The sequence below is a fragment of the Saccharospirillum salsuginis genome (assembly GCF_014651855.1).
GTDB classification, from domain to species: Bacteria; Pseudomonadota; Gammaproteobacteria; order Pseudomonadales; family Natronospirillaceae; genus Saccharospirillum; species Saccharospirillum salsuginis.
The window spans coordinates 19,521-35,284 of sequence record NZ_BMXR01000016.1 but is presented as its reverse complement, the minus strand read 5'-3'; the positions used below and the strand labels follow the sequence as shown (position 1 = coordinate 35,284).

Genomic DNA, 15,764 nt, shown 5'->3' with positions numbered 1-15,764 from the left:
CAGGCTATTGCAACCGGGGTGCCAACTAACGAAAAGGCTCTACAATGGGCATTTCCGATACCCGAAGCGCAACGATTGGGTGGGGACCAACTCAAGGGACTCGCGACTTTGGGTGGAATTCCACCCAAGACTCCGGCGGCGCGGACGCACGGATTGCGGTATGATCCGCATCGCTCGACCATTCATTTCGGAGGCTGCTTTGACCGCCACCCTGACACTGCCGGCTCCGGCCAAGCTGAACCTGATGCTGCACATCGTCGGCCGTCGGGATGACGGCTATCACCGGCTGCAGACATTGTTTCAGTTGCTGGATTTTGGCGATGAGCTGACCCTGACGCCCCGGCACGACACAGAGGTGCGCGTCTCCCCGTCCATCCCGGATGTCGCCAACGAAGACAACCTGATCACCCGTGCCGCCCGCGCCCTGCAAGACGCCACCGGCCACACCGGCGGTGCCGACATCCAGCTCACCAAGCGGCTGCCCATGGGCGGCGGCATCGGCGGTGGCAGTTCGGATTGCGCCACGGCGCTGGTCGGCCTGAATCACCTGTGGCAGCTGGGTCTGGACGAAGACGCCCTGGCCGAGATCGGCCTGACGCTGGGCGCGGACGTCCCGGTGTTCGTTCGCGGACGCAGCGCCTGGGCCGAGGGGATCGGCGAGGAGCTGACACCGGTGGAATTGCCCGAACACTGGTTCGTCGTCATCCACCCCGGCGTTCACGTCAGCACGCCGGCCCTGTTCAGGCACCCTCAATTGACACGCAATACCCCTGTCAGCACAATACGCACCGCGCTGACGGGGGCCGGACACAACGATTTCGAACCCGTGGCGAGAACGCTCTACCCCAATATCGATCACGCCATCGAGCAACTGTCCCAGTACGGCTCGGTCAGGCTCAGCGGGAGTGGAGCTTGTGTATTCGTACAGACGCAAAGCGATATGGCAGCTCAAACGATTCTGCGCACCATCACAGAGCGAAACCCCGGCTACAGCGGCTTTATTGGCCGGGGAGTCAATCAATCGCCATTGCAGCGAGCCCTGGCCGACCAGGCCTGACCGCAACACCGATTTCCATATCGGGTGGTTGCGGGCCACCCGATCGAGTTTTAGCTCAATACCAATCAAGGGTGGTCCGAAGTGTCAAAAATGATGGTTTTTACGGGGAACGCCAACCCCGATCTCGCCAACCAAGTGGTTGAACGTCTGTGCATCCCCATGGGTGATGCCACCATCACCAAGTTCAGCGATGGCGAAACCGCCATCGACATCAATGAAAACGTTCGCGGTGCCGACGTCTTCATCATTCAGCCCACCTGCGCTCCGACCAACGACAACCTGATGGAAATCATCCTGCTGGCCGACGCGTTGCGCCGTGCATCGGCCGGTCGCATCACGGCGGTCATGCCCTATTTCGGCTACGCCCGTCAGGATCGGCGCCCGCGCAGTTCGCGTGTCCCCATCTCCGCCAAGGTGGTGGCCGACATGCTGACCGTCGTTGGCATCGACCGCATCCTGACCGTCGACCTGCACGCCGACCAGATACAGGGCTTCTTCAGCATTCCGGTGGACAACATCTACGGCTCGCCGGTTTTGCTCGACGACATTCAGCGCCAGGAAAGCGACAATCTGATGGTCGTCTCCCCCGATGTCGGCGGCGTGGTGCGCGCCCGGGCCGTTGCCAAGCAACTGGGCGCGGATCTGGCGATCATCGACAAACGCCGGCCGAAAGCCAACCAGGCCGAGATCATGAACATCATCGGCGATGTCAAAGACCGGACCTGTATTCTGGTCGACGACATGGTCGATACCGCCGGCACCCTGTGCCAGGCCGCCGAGGCGCTGGTCAAGTTCGGAGCCAAGAAAGTCGTGGCGTACGCCGTTCACCCCATCCTCTCCGGTCCGGCTGTCGAGCGCATCGCCAACTCAAAAATCGAATTGGTGGTGACCGACACCATTCCGCTCTCGGAAGCCGCGAAAAACTGTGCTAATATCCGCCAGCTTTCCATGGCCGGGGTCCTTGCGGAGTCCATTCGCCGGGTAAGCAATGAGGAATCGATCAGCGCCATGTTCCGGTAATTAACGCGAAAATCACGTTAGTTCGGAGCAAATCCTGACAACATTCCAACCTATTTAACTCGTATCGGGATTACCCGATCGTCGATGAACAGTGGCACGGGGCTGGTCGCGGTCCTGTGTCGCTATTATTTGGAGACTGACAATGTCTAACGATATTTTTACGTTGAGCGCCGAAGTGCGTGAGGTCGCGGGGAAGGGTGCGAGCCGCCGCCTGCGTCGTGAAGGCAAGGTGCCGGCCATCATTTACGGCGGCGCCAAGAATCGCAAACCGACCAGCCTGACGCTGGAAGAGCGCGAACTGAGCCGCTCCATGAAGAGCGAAGCCTTTTACTCTCACGTACTGACCATCAAGATCGGCGACAAAGAAGAGCAAGCCATTCTGATGGACGTTCAGCGTGAGCCGGCCCGTGGCCTGCCGCTGCACGCCGACTTCGAGCGCGTGACCAAGAGCACCGTGGTCCACAAGAAAGTGCCGCTGCACTTCCTGAACGAAGACCAGTGCAAGGCTGTTAAACTGCAAGGTGGCAAGATTCAGCACAGCGCCACTGAAGTGGACGTTAACTGCAAGGTCAGCGACCTGCCGGAATTCATCGAAGTCGATATGGCCGACATCGAACTGGGCGCCGTCCTTCACCTGTCCGACCTGAAACTGCCGAAAGGCGTGTCTCTGGTCGAACTGAACAAGGGCGCCAGCCACGACGCTCCGGTCGTATCCGTCATCAAGCCGGCCGGCAAGGCTCTGGCTGAAGGCGAAGAAGGCGAAGAGGAAGCGGCGGAAGAGTAAATCTTCGCACCGTTTCGCTTCGAACAAGGGCCGTAAGGCCCTTTTTTGTGCATGGATGCACTTATGCTGCGGAGCACATGGATGTGCGGGAGCAGTGTTTGTGCACGTTGTGCTAACGGTATACTGGTCGCGTACGGAGTGCGCTCCTACGACAAACCGTAGGAGCGCACTCCGTGCGCGACCCATTTAAACATCGGTCTCATCATGAAAGACGCCATCAGCCTCATCGTCGGCCTCGGTAACCCGGGCGCCCAATACGACGCCACCCGACACAACGCCGGCTTCGAATACGTCGATGCACTGGCCCGTGAATGCGGCGCCAGCTGGAAACTGGACACCAAATACCAGGCCGAAACCTGCAAGGTGAACCTGGCCGGCCAGAGCGTCTGGCTGATGAAGCCGATGACTTTCATGAACCGCAGCGGTCAGAGCGTGGGCGCCTTCGCCCAGTTCTTCAAGATCGCCCCGGAACAGATCCTGGTCGCCCACGACGAACTGGACCTGCCGCCCGGCGTGGCCCGATTCAAACAGGGTGGCGGTCATGGTGGCCACAACGGCCTGCGCGACATCGTCGCGCGGTTGGCCAACAACAGGAATTTCTATCGGCTTCGCCTGGGCATCGGCCATCCGGGCTCATCGGGCGAAGTTGTCAATTACGTACTCAGCAAGGCCCATCCGGACGACCGAATCCGTCTGGATCGTGCCATCGAAGCGGCGATCGACCATACGCCACGCGTTGTCGCCGGCGATTGGCAAAAAGCCATGAACCAACTGCATCAATTCAAAGCCGAGTAACGGCGATCGTTTTCAGGAGACAACACCATGGGGATTAAATGCGGCATCGTTGGCTTGCCCAATGTCGGTAAATCGACCCTCTTCAATGCCCTGACCAAGGCCGGCATCGACGCCGAAAACTTCCCGTTCTGCACCATCGAGCCGAACACGGGCGTCGTACCCGTACCCGACCCGCGTCAGGACAAACTGGTCGAGATCGTGAAACCGGAAAAATCGATTCCGACCACCATGGAATTCGTCGATATCGCTGGCCTGGTCGCCGGTGCCTCCAAGGGCGAGGGCCTGGGCAACCAGTTCCTGGCCAATATTCGCGAGACCGACGCCATTGCCCATGTCGTGCGCTGCTTCGAGAACGACAACGTCATCCACGTCGCCAACCAGATCGACCCCCAGTCCGACATTGAGGTGATCAACACCGAACTGGCACTGGCCGACCTGGACGCGGTGGAAAAGCAACTGACCAAGCTGCAGAAGAAGGCCAAGGGTCAGGACAAGGAAGCCATTCGCCTGGTCGCGCTTTTGGAGAAGATCAAGCCGGCCCTGGATGAAGCCAAACCCATTCGCAGCGTCGACCTGACCGACGACGAAAAGGCCGACCTGAAACAGTTCTTCTTCCTAACCACCAAGCCGACGCTCTACATCGCCAACGTCGACGAGGACGGATTCGAGAACAACCCTTATCTGGACAAGGTCCATGCCATCGCGGCCGAGGAAAACGCCGAGGTGGTGGCCATCTGCAACAAACTGGAGTCCGAAATCGCCGAGCTGGAAGACGACGAAAAAACCGAATTCCTGGCCGACCTGGGCATGGAAGAGCCGGGCCTGCACCGGGTGATTCGTGCCGCCTACACACTGCTGGGCCTGCAGACCTATTTCACCGCCGGTGTGAAGGAAGTACGTGCCTGGACGGTCAAGGTCGGCGCCACCGCTCCCCAGGCGGCCGGCGTGATCCACACCGACTTCGAGAAAGGCTTCATTCGCGCCGAAACCGTCTCCTACGACGACTATGTTCAATACAACGGCGAAGCCGGTGCCAAAGAAGCCGGCAAATGGCGCCTGGAAGGCAAGGATTACATCGTTAAAGACGGCGATGTCATGCACTTCCGCTTCAACGTGTGATCCCCACCCGGCCCGGTTTCGCACCGGGCCGACCCCAACCCCGGTTGCCCCGACCGGCCGAATGCGGGTAAAGTCACGCTTGGTCCATCACCGAGCCATGCTCTTCCCCGATGACATTCACTCGCCGCCGACTCCACAATGGCCTCGTCCTGCAGGTTATCTGCTGGCTCTGCTTTTTCCTGGTGCCCGCCATCAATGCCCAGGGCGCGGTGGACGGCCGCTGGATGCGATTGTGCGCCAGTGCCGGTGTGGTGGTGGTTGCGATCGAGTCGGGCGAATCACCCGCGGCCGAGCATCCGGATGAAACCTGCCCTTGCATCCAGTATTCGCCGGGCCTTGTCGAGCTGCCTATCGCCATAGGCTCACCGGGCCGGGCAATCCCTCCCTCAACGGCCTTCCGGGCCGCACCTCCCGAAACTTCCGTCTCGAACTACCTGGCAAGGGGACCGCCCATCAGGCCGCATGTCCCGCACATTGCCTAACCATTCATTTCGAGAAGGATTCATCATGATTATGAAAAAACGTCTGTTCGCCGCGGCGGCATCCCTGATGTTCAGCGCCCTGAGCCTGGCCCACGACTATCAACACCATGACCTCACCATCGCCCATCCCTGGGCCCGGGCAACTCCTCCAGGGGTAACGGTCGGCGGTGGTTTCCTCACCATACACAACGGCTCCGACCAGGATGAGACCCTGCTCGGAGGCTCAGCGCCCTTCGCGCGCGAAGTCCAGATTCACGAAACCCGACAGGAAGGCGACGTGATGAAAATGGAGCATCGACCGGAAGGCTTGCTGATACCGGCTGGTGAAAGCCGAAGTCTGCAACCCGGTGGTTACCACGTCATGTTCATGGGAATGGACTCGCCGCTGGTCGATGGTGAAAAAGTCCCGGTCACTCTGACATTCGAGCACGCCGGCAACATCGACGTGGAATTCGCCGTCGAGAAACGCAGTGGCGGCATGGACCACGACATGGATTGATTCTTAACCCATGGTCACTCGATCTCCGGCGTAGAGTCGGGTGGCCCCATGCAACGTCTATGATTCGACAAACCGTATTTGATAGCCGGTCTTGTCACCGTTGAATCCGGCTGATGGTTCCGGCAAGTTCTTCATAACTTGCCCTACTCATGACCGGTCCCAATGTTCAATGCCGTCATGTAATCGGCCAGCGCCTGTGCCTCTCGGGAATCTGATTCGCCGAGATGACGGTGAACACCCGCCTGGTCGTCCCGGCTGCGATGCTGACCGAGCTTCCATTTTCCTTCCAGATGGGTCAGCTCGACCTTGAAACCGACAATGCCGTTCAACAGCTTTTGTTTAAAGGTGTCAGGCATGAGATCGGCGTTTTCCGACACCGCCGGGTCATGCTGTGAAACCAGTTCGTCCACACACTCCAGTGTCTGTTCGGCGTTGAGTAACGACAGTGATCCCTTGGCATGCACCGCCGCATAATTCCAGGTGGGTACCGCCGGACCTTTGGCATACCAGCGTGGCGATATGTAGGCATGCGGTCCATTGAAAACAACCAGGACCGATTGCCCGTCCAGGGTTTTCCAATGAGGGTTGGCGCGAGCGAAATGCCCGTAGAGCGTTCCGAATGCACCCTCTTCCCGCTTAAGGATAAACGGTAAATGAGTACCCACTAACTCGGACGACATCAGGCATCCGAAGCTGTATTGTTCGATAAAATCCCAGGCCGCCTGGCAGGACGGCATTTGCATGGCGGATGGAATATACATGGCTTTCTTATCGACAGACTGGAAAGACCCAAGGTGCCAGCTTGATCCTGCTTAGTCCAGCTTTAGGTCCCATTCATCCAATCTCTAAGGTCTTCTATGGAATCGATAATGCCGGCATCGGCGGGGAGATGGTTCGCATCGTCATCCTGAAGTTTACCGGTACGCACCAGGCCCCTTTGGAAGGTGAACTCGTCCTAAAGCAGACTGCCCGGCCGGGCCGGGCTCCGTGCAGGTTTAGAGAACGTACCCCAGCGTTAATGCGAACTCGGTACCCAAACCGTCCTGGAAAGACTGATCGGTATTGCTGTCATCGAGTTCCACACTGCCGAAAGTGCCACCGGCCTTGGGCTCGATGTAGAGGCCGTTCAAGGCCTGGAACCGACGCCCTGCGAAAACCTCAAAGTGGTTGCCTTTAAAATCGGCTTCCTGAGTACCGTCATCCGACGTGGACAGGATGCGTGACCAGCTTGCTTCGATCATCAGCCCGGAGTCCAATTGCGCCTGAGCACCGCCGGTGAATACGGTCGCACTCAACGACCCTTCGGTGTTGCCCTGTTCAACGGACTTGTTGAACCGGGCAAAGCCACCGAACAAGGTGAATTGATCGTTCAACTGATAACCCAGGCGGATAGGAGCGCTCATAAAACTCGGATAGTCGGTGGAACCGGCGATCTCGGCTTCGAAAGAGGCGCCTTCGGAGCGAATAACATTGATGGACAATTCCAGCGACCCATCGGACAAGCCTTCGGCCAAAGCCGGAGAACTTCCCAGCAGGGTCAATACGAATGCAAAAAACAGGCGTTTCATCCTTAATCTCCCGAACAATGAATCATTCAACCATGAACAGGGAAAGAAAGACGCTGGAGGATGGACTTGCGGCGAATACATCCTGTCGAATTCTCCCTGGACAAGAGCCAGCCGGAAGAATCCAGGATTCGAGAGATGCTTTCAATCTAGGGGTTACCCGAGGTTCGGGCAACCCCGGTACAGGGCCGGATCGCTTACCCCTGTATTTGGGATCAATGACCGGCCCCAACGTTATATTGTGATTCAATTCAGTGGGCGCACTTTGGCGGAACCGGCCGCACTTTGCTCCACCAGAGGTCGGCCCGCGTATCGAACGTCCGCCGAGCCCGCCGCGTCCACGGTCAGCCGTTGCTCGGCCCATACCCGAATCGATGCCGAACCGGCGGTGTCGATGTCAACGAACTGGGCCCGCAACGCTTCGGCATTCACGTCGGCCGAGCCGGCGGTTTCGATGATGAACCGTTCGGTATTGCCGGACAGATCCACATCCGCGCTGCCGGCCGCATCCAGTTTCAGGGTGCGTGTGTCCAGATGCACCATGTCCGCATCGACACTGCCACTGAAATCCAGCGTCAGATCAGGCGTGGCAAACCCATCGGAATGCAGGTTCAAACTGACGCTCAACGAGATGTGTTCAACCTCCGGAATGTAGAGATCGTAGATAATCTCGGTTCGACCCGAGAAATTCACGCCGCGTTCCGGGCCGATGTCCAGTTCGTCGCCACGAATGGTAATCACCAGTGATTCCAGGACGTTTTCCTGAGCATGGACCACCAGTTCCCGGCGGTCCGATTCGATCAGATTGACCTCTCCGATTCCGCCGATCTCTACCCGCTGCAAAGCCGGCAACTCATAGCGGGTTTCCAGCATGTCCCCCTGCCCGGCCACGGTCGCCGAAAAGGCGCAGCCGGCCATCATCATGATTGAAGTTCCCAGTATTAAAGAGGCTTGCTTCACTGTTTTCATCGTATACTTCCTTCTCTATTCCTTAAGTAGGACGGTGAACACCGCCGTTCGGTCGTTGCGTAGCAGAGGTCGTGCCAAACCCGATGCTGTCCGGAATACGGGGCAATCAGCGGCTTCGACGGGAAACAGACACCTTTTTTAGCCAATTCAGCCAATGTATTTGGTTCAAACCGTCACTTCCGTTTCATCATGTCCTGAACGGATCGGAACCCGGCTCATCAACCAGAGGTAACAGACGCTCGCCCATTTCATCCGATTCAGCCAGAAATCCCGACCAATAACGAGTGCCGCTTGTCACTTCATACGGTCGGCTGTAGCGTAGCCCGAAAAAGGATTTGAGCATGACCAAACATTTCGACTACATCATCATCGGCGGAGGCTCGGCCGGCAGCGTTCTTGCCGCCAGGTTGTCCGAGGACCCGGGCGTTACCGTACTGCTGACCGAGGCCGGCGGCGGCGGACGCAGCCCACTGATACAGATTCCGCTCGGCATGGCCGTTACCGTGCCCGGCTTCGCGCACAACTGGGCGTTCGAAACGGTACCGCAGGCCGGTTTCAACGGGCGCAAAGGCTATCAGCCACGCGGTAAGGCGCTCGGTGGCAGCAGCGCGATAAACGCCATGATCTATACACGCGGTCACCCGGAAGACTACAACGACTGGGCTCGGCTTGGCCTCGCCGATTTCGGCTGGGATGAGGTTCTGCCCTGGTTTCGGCACAGCGAAGCCAACAACCGACTGACCGCGCCGTACCACGGGACCGACGGCCCCCTCGGCGTGGCGGACCTGCCCTACCACAACCCGATGATCGATGCCTATATCGAGGCCGGTCGAGAGGCCGGGCACACCCTGACGGACGATTTCAACGGCGCGAGCCAGGAAGGCGTGGGTCGCTATCAGGTGACACAGCGTCGGGGCCTGCGCTGCAGTGCGGCCAAGGCCTTTTTGCATCCGGCCATGAATCGCCCCAACCTCACCGTCATGACCCGCACCCAGGCCACCCGGCTTGAAGTGGGCGAGAACGGTGTCACCGGTGTCTGGGCCATGCACGGCAACGGGCCGCAACAACTGTACAAGGCCCGTCGCGAGGTGGTGTTGTGCGCGGGCGCTTTCCAGTCCCCCCAACTGCTGATGCTGTCGGGCATCGGCCCGGTCGATGAGCTGAAAACGCACGGTCTTCCCGTCATCCATGAACACGCTCAGGTCGGCGCCAATCTTCAGGATCATCTCGACTACATTTCCGCCTGGCGCAGCCCCTCCCCTCACCTGATCGGCTACGGTGCGATGGGCCTTGCCCGGGTGGCTGCGTCGCTGCCGAATTATCTGACACGCGGTCGGGGCATCATCGCCAGCAATGTGGCCGAAGGAGGCGCCTTTCTGAAGACCCAAGCCGATCTGGAGCGACCGGACACCCAGTTTCACTTTCTGGTGGGCCTGGCGGACGATCACAACCGAAAATTGCACTACGGCCAGGGTTTCAGCATTCACGCCTGCCAATTGCGGCCCCACTCACGCGGCCACCTGGGCCTGTATGACCGCAACCCGCTGTCGCCGCCGCGCATCGATCCGGCTTTTTTGAGCGACGAACGAGACCTGTACGCGTTATTGCGCGGCGTGAAACTGAGCCGTGAACTGATCATGCAGCCGGCGCTGGACCGTTACCGGGGCAAACCCATGTACATCGGCGACAATGCCAGCGACGATGAGTTGATTCATTCGCTCCGCGAACGGGCGGATACGATCTATCACCCGGTCGGCACATGCCGAATGGGCGTGGATGCGGACGCGGTGGTGGACACCCGGTTTCGCGTCAGGGGCTTATCGGGTCTGCGCGTGGTCGATGCCAGCGTGATGCCGACCCTGATCGGTGGCAACACCAATGCACCGACCATCATGCTGGCCGAACGCGCGGCTCACTGGATGCGAAAGGGCGAATAAGAAAGCCTGGCAGGGCCCGGCTTTGGGGCCGGGAGTTTTCATCCATGCACAAAAAAAGGCAGGCCCTTTCGGTGCCTGCCTTTTTTGATCACGTCCCGAAGGACGGGTTGTTATCCTTTAGACAACAACGATGTTCTCAGCCTGAGGACCTTTCTGGCCCTGGGTGATGGTGAACTCAACCTGTTGGCCTTCGGCCAGGGTTTTGAAGCCTGTGCCTTGAATAGCGCTGAAGTGAGCGAAAACGTCAGGGCCGTTTTGCTGCTCGATGAAGCCGAAGCCTTTGGATTCGTTGAACCATTTTACAGTGCCGGTAACGGTAGACATAAGTAATACCTTATTGAGATTAAACATTGTTAGCCCGAGGGCCGGTTGTGCTGAAGTGTTGCTATTACTTATGAAGGTCCAGACGAGATGCGCGAAGCTTCGAGAGGGTGTTCACAAAAAATAGGTCGTACTTTCAAGCTGATGTGCAGCTTATAGCACCCCGGGGGGATGTCAATCATTTTTTTTAAGGGCGTTCGTTTTTATTGTGTAAACCCTCGCGGGGGCCGCCCAGGAGCCAGCGCGAGCCGCCTGAGTGCTTGGCGCGATACATCGCCTGGTCCGCCACATGCAGCAGATCATCCACGCTGGCGGCATGATGCGGAAAGAGACCAACCCCAAGGCTGCCATTGACCCGGATGTCCCGACCGCCCACCGGTATGACCTCTGTCAGGACCTGCAAGACCTTGTCAGCCACCGATCCTGCGGCCGAACGCCCGTTGAGCGAGGTGATCAACATGACGAATTCGTCGCCACCGAGACGGGCCAGGGAGTCGTCGTCCCGCAGAATGGCTTTCAGCCGACGGGCGATGGTCTTGAGTACTTCATCGCCGACCGCATGGCCATAGCGATCGTTTACCGGCTTGAAATCATCGAGATCGAGATAAAAGCAGGCGAAGGTCTCGCCATGACGTTGCGCCGACTTGAGCGCCATGTCGAACCGGTCCATCAGCAACAGCCGGTTTGGCAGCCCGGTCAAGGCGTCGTGGGTGGCCTGAATCCGCAACGCCTTTTCCTGTTCGTGCTTTTCCTGAAAATCGCTGAATATCACCAGCATCTTGTGTTCCGTACCGGGTTCGACCGGCAAGGCCGAGATGGACGCCCAGGTCGCATGAATGCCGCCTTCGGTATCGCGCAACCAGAGTTCACCCCGCCAGTGCCCCTGGTGGGCCGCGTTCAACAGAAGGTCTCCATCGTGAACCCGGGTTCCACTGGACGGTTGTAAAAAACCGCTCCACGACGTCCCGATGGTCGATGAGCTGTCCAGTTGAAGTAAACGACCAAACGCCGGGTTCGCTTCCTGAATGATTCCGTCCAGATCGACAAGCAGTATGGGTTCCCGGCTGTGGCGAAACACCGTTGACCACTGTTCCAGCATGGCTTCGCGTCGCAACTGATCGGATATGTCCGTCATCGTCAATACCACGGCCGCTTGATTGTCGGCCTGGGGGCCCTCGGTCGTCACCGGTTCCGAATTGACGGACACCCATTTGGTTTTGGCGTCGTCGAATACCAACCCCATCCGGAAATCACGACAGGATTGACCGGTCGACAGGGTCACGAAGAGTGGCAGCTCTGTCTGGGGGATTTCCGTCCCATCCAGATAAACAGCCCTCCAGGAAACGTCCTTGGGCTGACGGCCAAGCACGTTATCCGGATTCAGTTCCAGCAGTTTCGAGGCCTGTTCATTGATGGTTAAAACCCGCCCGTCCCTGGCGAAGGACATTACCCCTTCGGCCAGGGAATTGACGACCGAGCGATGCAAGGCTTCGCTCTGCGCCAAAGCCCGTTCGAGCCGTACCTGTTCCGTCACATCCCGCGAGGTGGTGTGCAGGTTAACCACGGTTCCTACATCATCGAGAATCGGCTGGGTCAGTGACTCCAGCCAGACGTAAAAGCCGCTGCGATGCAGCATCCGGTACCGCACGTAAATGTTTCCCGCGCCTTCAAGCGCCGGATCGTGCGTGCCACTGCGGATGCGTTCCCGATCGTCGGGATGGAACAGCGAGTACGGGTTTTTGCCCAGCATCTCATCGGGTTCATAACCCAGAATCCGACGGGCGGACGGACTGACCCACAGATAGATCCCCTGCGGATCATGGAGGCAGACGAGATCACTCATGGAATCGGCGATCAGTTGATAGGCATCTTCGTTATTGTTGTTGGAAATGGCCATGGCCCTACTCGCGACAACCCGCTCAACCGTCTGGCCAGTATCGACATCACTCCGACAACCCCGGTATCACGGCGTGATGAGTCAACAGACGGCGAATATTCAGACTTTCAGCTTAGCACCGGAATACGGGCCTGGACAGGCAACGACGAAGGTTCAGTCTTTCCACACCCAGCGCACGGGCTCGCCGAAATCGTCGTATATCCACTGTTTGCGTGGTCCACGGCGTTTGGAGCGTACAGGAGGGTGCTTTTTGTGTTTGCGGGCTTCGATGGCGGCGACAACCTCGGGCACTGGCGTGCGCTCTTGCTTGGGCTCGCCGTCGGGACCGGCCTGGAACGGATGCGACCAGGGACGGTTGCCTTCCAGCCCACTTGTACCCTGTTCGACCGGATTGATTCGCCCGCCCTCGCGCAGGAAATTCTCGACCTGTCGTTCCAGGTCCTGACGGATTTCCTTTTTGGTCGGTGGTCGTTTCACCTTAACCCCCGAGGGTGAGATTTCAAACAATCCTACAGTTTAGCAAAGATATACCGGGGGCCCTAAAAATGGCTTGATCAGGATCAATCAGCCGTCAGATCCGCTTTTCAGCTGCTTCAACAGGCTGGACGGTATCTCGTTGATGATCAGGCGCTCGTTCTGTTCGTCGAACTGGATGTCCCGCCCCAGGGTGTCGTTGCTGAAGCTGATGGATACGTCCTTACTGCGGCCGGAATAACGAATGTACTTCTTCAAACTCTTGCGGTCCGGTATGAAGGCCTCCTTGACGTCCGGTTTGGCCTCCTCGATGTATTGGGATATGGAGGCATCGGCTTCGGTTTGCAATTCCTCGGACAGTGTTCGCACGGACACGGGTTCGCCCAGCTTATCCTGTTCCATGCAGAACTCGACGGCTTTTTTCCGGTAGTTCTGGCCTTTTTCGGGCGGCAACTGGGTGCTGAACGCATCGACCACGGCCATGAAGGCTTCGGTATCGGCACTGGTATCGACGGTGGCCACGAAGTCCACGAAATCGACCAGTCCGTCCTGCAAGGCCTTGTCGCCGAACCCGAAACTGACGGTCAGATACTGTTTTTCGTTCGGATCGGCCAGTGCCGTCAAATCCAGACACAAACCGAAGCCCAGTCGGCTGTAGTCCAGAATGCGACTTTCACTCAGTTGCAGGTCGTGCGTCAGCGCGAGACCGTCTTTGTGTCTGAGCTGGAAGAACCAGAACTGGCGCCCGGCTTCGATCTCTTCTTCGGCGAACAGCCAATGACCGGTACTTTCCAGGCCGCCCTGCTCCAGGGTCACGGCCAGTCGTTCCATGATTTGATGGGTGAAGCTCTTGAACGGAATGCTGTTCTGCTGCCACTGACCGGTCAACGCCTTGAAATGCCCGGCTTCTTCGGAGAAACCACCGTAGCGTTTGCTGGCACGGGCGGCGAAGCTGGATTTCACTTCGGCCAGCAGGGTTATGGCGTGGTCGTCCAGGGAGAGCTCGGCGTCCTGGAGGTGTAGGTCGGTCTTGGTGTCGGTTCGGGTGAGCTGGTGGACGATCAGGTTGGTCATCGGCATGGAGTCATGGCCTTCTGTCTGGCTGCGTTCATACGGCGGCGGAGTATACCGGTTTGGGGAGGAGTCGTGCCAATGGTCTGTTTTGGTTCCGTGGCTGGTATGGGGTAGTGCCTTTGGTCCGCCCGAGGTGGCGGGTAGGCCTCTGCAGGGTCGCCGTGAATACTTCCATGTAGGCTAGACCGCAGCATCCATGCTGCGAACTCCCCTGCTGAGGCCTACCCGCAACCTCGGGCTTACTAGCGCGCCTATTGCGGCCTCAATGGTAGGGCAGAAGAGGCGAAGCCGTTATCTGCCGTGGGGAGCATACCGAGCCCATGAACCATTCACAGGCTTTATATGCTAACAATGGCAGATAACGCTCCGCCCGATGTGTCGGACCACTTCTGCCCTACTTCCGGCTGAATCTCAGTGGATCGAACGCCTGAAGGTTGAGGGGAATGGGGTCGCCGGCGATCTGGCGGGCGATGACTTCGGCGCTGCCGGCGGATAGGGTCCAGCCCCAGGTGCCATGGCCGCTGTTGACGTAGACGTTGTCCTGAAAGGTCTTGCCCAGCAGGGCCGGGCCGTCAGGCGTCATTGGTCGGAAACCGGTCCAGGATTCGGCTTTGCTCCAGTCGACGGCGCCCTGGAAGCGGCTTTCCAGGCCTTCCCGGATCGCGGCGAGCCGTCGGTCGGGTATTTTGCGGTTGAATTCGGTCAGTTCGGCGAAGCCGGTGGCCCGCAGCCGATTGCCGAGACGGGTGATGGCGATGGAGTAGCGGTCGTCGACCAGGGTGGAGATGGGGGCGTGGTCGGGGTTTTCGATTCGGGCTGTCAGGGAGTAGCCCTTGACCGGGTATATGGGCCATTTGACGCCCAGGGACAGGCCCAATTCCCGGCTGGCGCAGCCGGCGCAGACGACGAAGAGGTCGCCATCGATCCATTCGGGGCCGGATTCGCCGCTCACCTGTATGCGCTCAAGATGATCTTCCGAGGTTTTGAAGTGGGTGACGGTGGTGTCGTAGCGAAAACGGACGCCGGCGGCTTCGCATTCTCGGGCGAGGGCCTGGGTGAACAGGTGACAGTCGCCGGAGCCGTCGCCGGGCACGTGCAGGCCGCCCACCAGGGGGGTGTCTTCGCGCAGGCCGGGTTCCTGGTCTCGGGCGGCGGCGGCGTCGAACCAGCGACAGGGTATGTCGAGTTTTTGCAGGGTCTGGGCGATGTCGAGCAGTTCCCGCTTTTCGGATTCGGTGCTGGCCAGTTTGAGCATGCCGCCGTGGTGGCCGTCGAAGTCGAGTTTGACGGTTTTTTCCAGGGCGAGAAACTGGCTGCGGCTAAACTGAGCGAGCTGGAGCATGGCTTCGTGGTTGCGCTGGAACAGGCCGGGGGTGTAGGCGGCCCGCCACATCGATAACAGGAAGTGGATGGTGATCGGCGTGGGCAGCGGTTGGATCTTCAACGGACCCTGCCGTTTGACCAGCGATGGCAGGGTTTTGCGGATCAGCTTCGGGGAGGCCCAGGGAGAGACGTGGCCGTAGGAGCGTTGACCGGCATTGGCTCGGCTGGTTTCAAGCGCGGCCTGGCTTTGTTTTTCGATGACGGTAACTTGGTAACCGCGCTGGTTCAGCGCCCAGGCGGTGGTGATGCCGACGACGCCGGCGCCGATGATGACAACCTCCATTCAGGTACTCCGTGTTGATTGCAGGCTCGGGTGGTGTTGATACCTTAGAACAGTGGACAGCCCGTGGCAAAGCGGGCGGTTGGTTTGAGTTGGGTGGTGATAATC

At 59.0% G+C, this 15,764-nt stretch carries 15 protein-coding genes; 7 read left to right on the top strand and 8 right to left on the bottom strand.

Going from position 1 to position 15,764, the window contains the following annotated elements; translation table 11 throughout:
* Positions 1-199 precede the first annotated feature (199 nt).
* The 6 genes from ispE to IE111_RS22370 all read left to right on the top strand — a co-directional run bounded on the left by ispE (position 200) and on the right by IE111_RS22370 (position 5,756).
* Positions 200-1,057: a 4-(cytidine 5'-diphospho)-2-C-methyl-D-erythritol kinase gene (gene ispE, locus IE111_RS22400; RefSeq protein WP_229805486.1), complete on the top strand. Its 858-nt coding sequence runs from the start codon at positions 200-202 to the stop codon at positions 1,055-1,057.
* Positions 1,058-1,150: 93 nt separating this feature from the next.
* The gene (locus IE111_RS22395) at positions 1,151-2,077 is read left to right on the top strand and encodes a ribose-phosphate pyrophosphokinase (protein ID WP_444544506.1); all 927 of its coding nucleotides are present in this window, start codon (positions 1,151-1,153) and stop codon (positions 2,075-2,077) included.
* A 142-nt stretch (positions 2,078-2,219) separates the two neighbouring features.
* Positions 2,220-2,861, top strand: coding sequence for a 50S ribosomal protein L25/general stress protein Ctc (locus tag IE111_RS22390; RefSeq protein WP_189613098.1), 642 nt, complete (start codon positions 2,220-2,222; stop codon positions 2,859-2,861).
* Between the two features lie 204 nt (positions 2,862-3,065).
* Complete coding sequence (pth, locus tag IE111_RS22385; protein ID WP_189613096.1) at positions 3,066-3,656, top strand: aminoacyl-tRNA hydrolase; 591 nt, start codon at positions 3,066-3,068, stop codon at positions 3,654-3,656.
* Between the two features lie 27 nt (positions 3,657-3,683).
* A complete protein-coding gene (ychF, locus tag IE111_RS22380) occupies positions 3,684-4,775 on the top strand; it encodes a redox-regulated ATPase YchF (RefSeq protein ID WP_189613094.1) in 1,092 nt (363 codons plus the stop codon).
* Positions 4,776-5,282: 507 nt separating this feature from the next.
* Positions 5,283-5,756: a copper chaperone PCu(A)C gene (locus tag IE111_RS22370; protein WP_229805485.1), complete on the top strand. Its 474-nt coding sequence runs from the start codon at positions 5,283-5,285 to the stop codon at positions 5,754-5,756.
* A gap of 143 nt (positions 5,757-5,899) precedes the next feature.
* On the opposite strand, the gene IE111_RS22365 is transcribed toward IE111_RS22370, so the two are convergent.
* The 3 genes from IE111_RS22365 to IE111_RS22355 all read right to left on the bottom strand — a co-directional run bounded on the left by IE111_RS22365 (position 5,900) and on the right by IE111_RS22355 (position 8,290).
* The gene (locus tag IE111_RS22365) at positions 5,900-6,517 is read right to left on the bottom strand and encodes an FMN-binding negative transcriptional regulator (RefSeq protein ID WP_189613090.1); all 618 of its coding nucleotides are present in this window, start codon (positions 6,515-6,517) and stop codon (positions 5,900-5,902) included.
* Between the two features lie 234 nt (positions 6,518-6,751).
* Positions 6,752-7,324, bottom strand: coding sequence for a hypothetical protein (locus tag IE111_RS22360; RefSeq protein WP_189613088.1), 573 nt, complete (start codon positions 7,322-7,324; stop codon positions 6,752-6,754).
* A gap of 243 nt (positions 7,325-7,567) precedes the next feature.
* Positions 7,568-8,290: a head GIN domain-containing protein gene (locus tag IE111_RS22355; RefSeq protein ID WP_189613086.1), complete on the bottom strand. Its 723-nt coding sequence runs from the start codon at positions 8,288-8,290 to the stop codon at positions 7,568-7,570.
* Positions 8,291-8,631: 341 nt separating this feature from the next.
* Here IE111_RS22355 and IE111_RS22350 point away from each other — a divergent pair, with 341 nt between their 5' ends.
* A complete protein-coding gene (locus IE111_RS22350) occupies positions 8,632-10,227 on the top strand; it encodes a GMC family oxidoreductase (RefSeq protein ID WP_189613085.1) in 1,596 nt (531 codons plus the stop codon).
* 117 nt (positions 10,228-10,344) lie between these two features.
* Here the strand turns inward: IE111_RS22350 and IE111_RS22345 are convergent, their stop codons facing one another.
* The 5 genes from IE111_RS22345 to IE111_RS22325 form a co-directional block, all read right to left on the bottom strand.
* Complete coding sequence (locus IE111_RS22345; RefSeq protein WP_189613083.1) at positions 10,345-10,551, bottom strand: cold-shock protein; 207 nt, start codon at positions 10,549-10,551, stop codon at positions 10,345-10,347.
* 184 nt (positions 10,552-10,735) lie between these two features.
* Positions 10,736-12,445 carry a sensor domain-containing protein gene (locus IE111_RS22340; protein WP_189613081.1) on the bottom strand — a complete coding sequence of 570 codons (1,710 nt, stop codon included), beginning with the start codon at positions 12,443-12,445 and terminating at the stop codon, positions 10,736-10,738.
* Between the two features lie 153 nt (positions 12,446-12,598).
* Positions 12,599-12,922, bottom strand: coding sequence for a hypothetical protein (locus tag IE111_RS22335; RefSeq protein ID WP_189613079.1), 324 nt, complete (start codon positions 12,920-12,922; stop codon positions 12,599-12,601).
* Between the two features lie 87 nt (positions 12,923-13,009).
* Positions 13,010-13,993 carry a nucleoid-associated protein gene (locus IE111_RS22330; protein WP_189613077.1) on the bottom strand — a complete coding sequence of 328 codons (984 nt, stop codon included), beginning with the start codon at positions 13,991-13,993 and terminating at the stop codon, positions 13,010-13,012.
* A gap of 394 nt (positions 13,994-14,387) precedes the next feature.
* Positions 14,388-15,659, bottom strand: a complete 1,272-nt coding sequence (locus IE111_RS22325) for a D-amino acid dehydrogenase (RefSeq protein ID WP_189613075.1) — start codon at positions 15,657-15,659, stop codon at positions 14,388-14,390.
* Between the last annotated feature and the right edge of the window lie 105 nt (positions 15,660-15,764).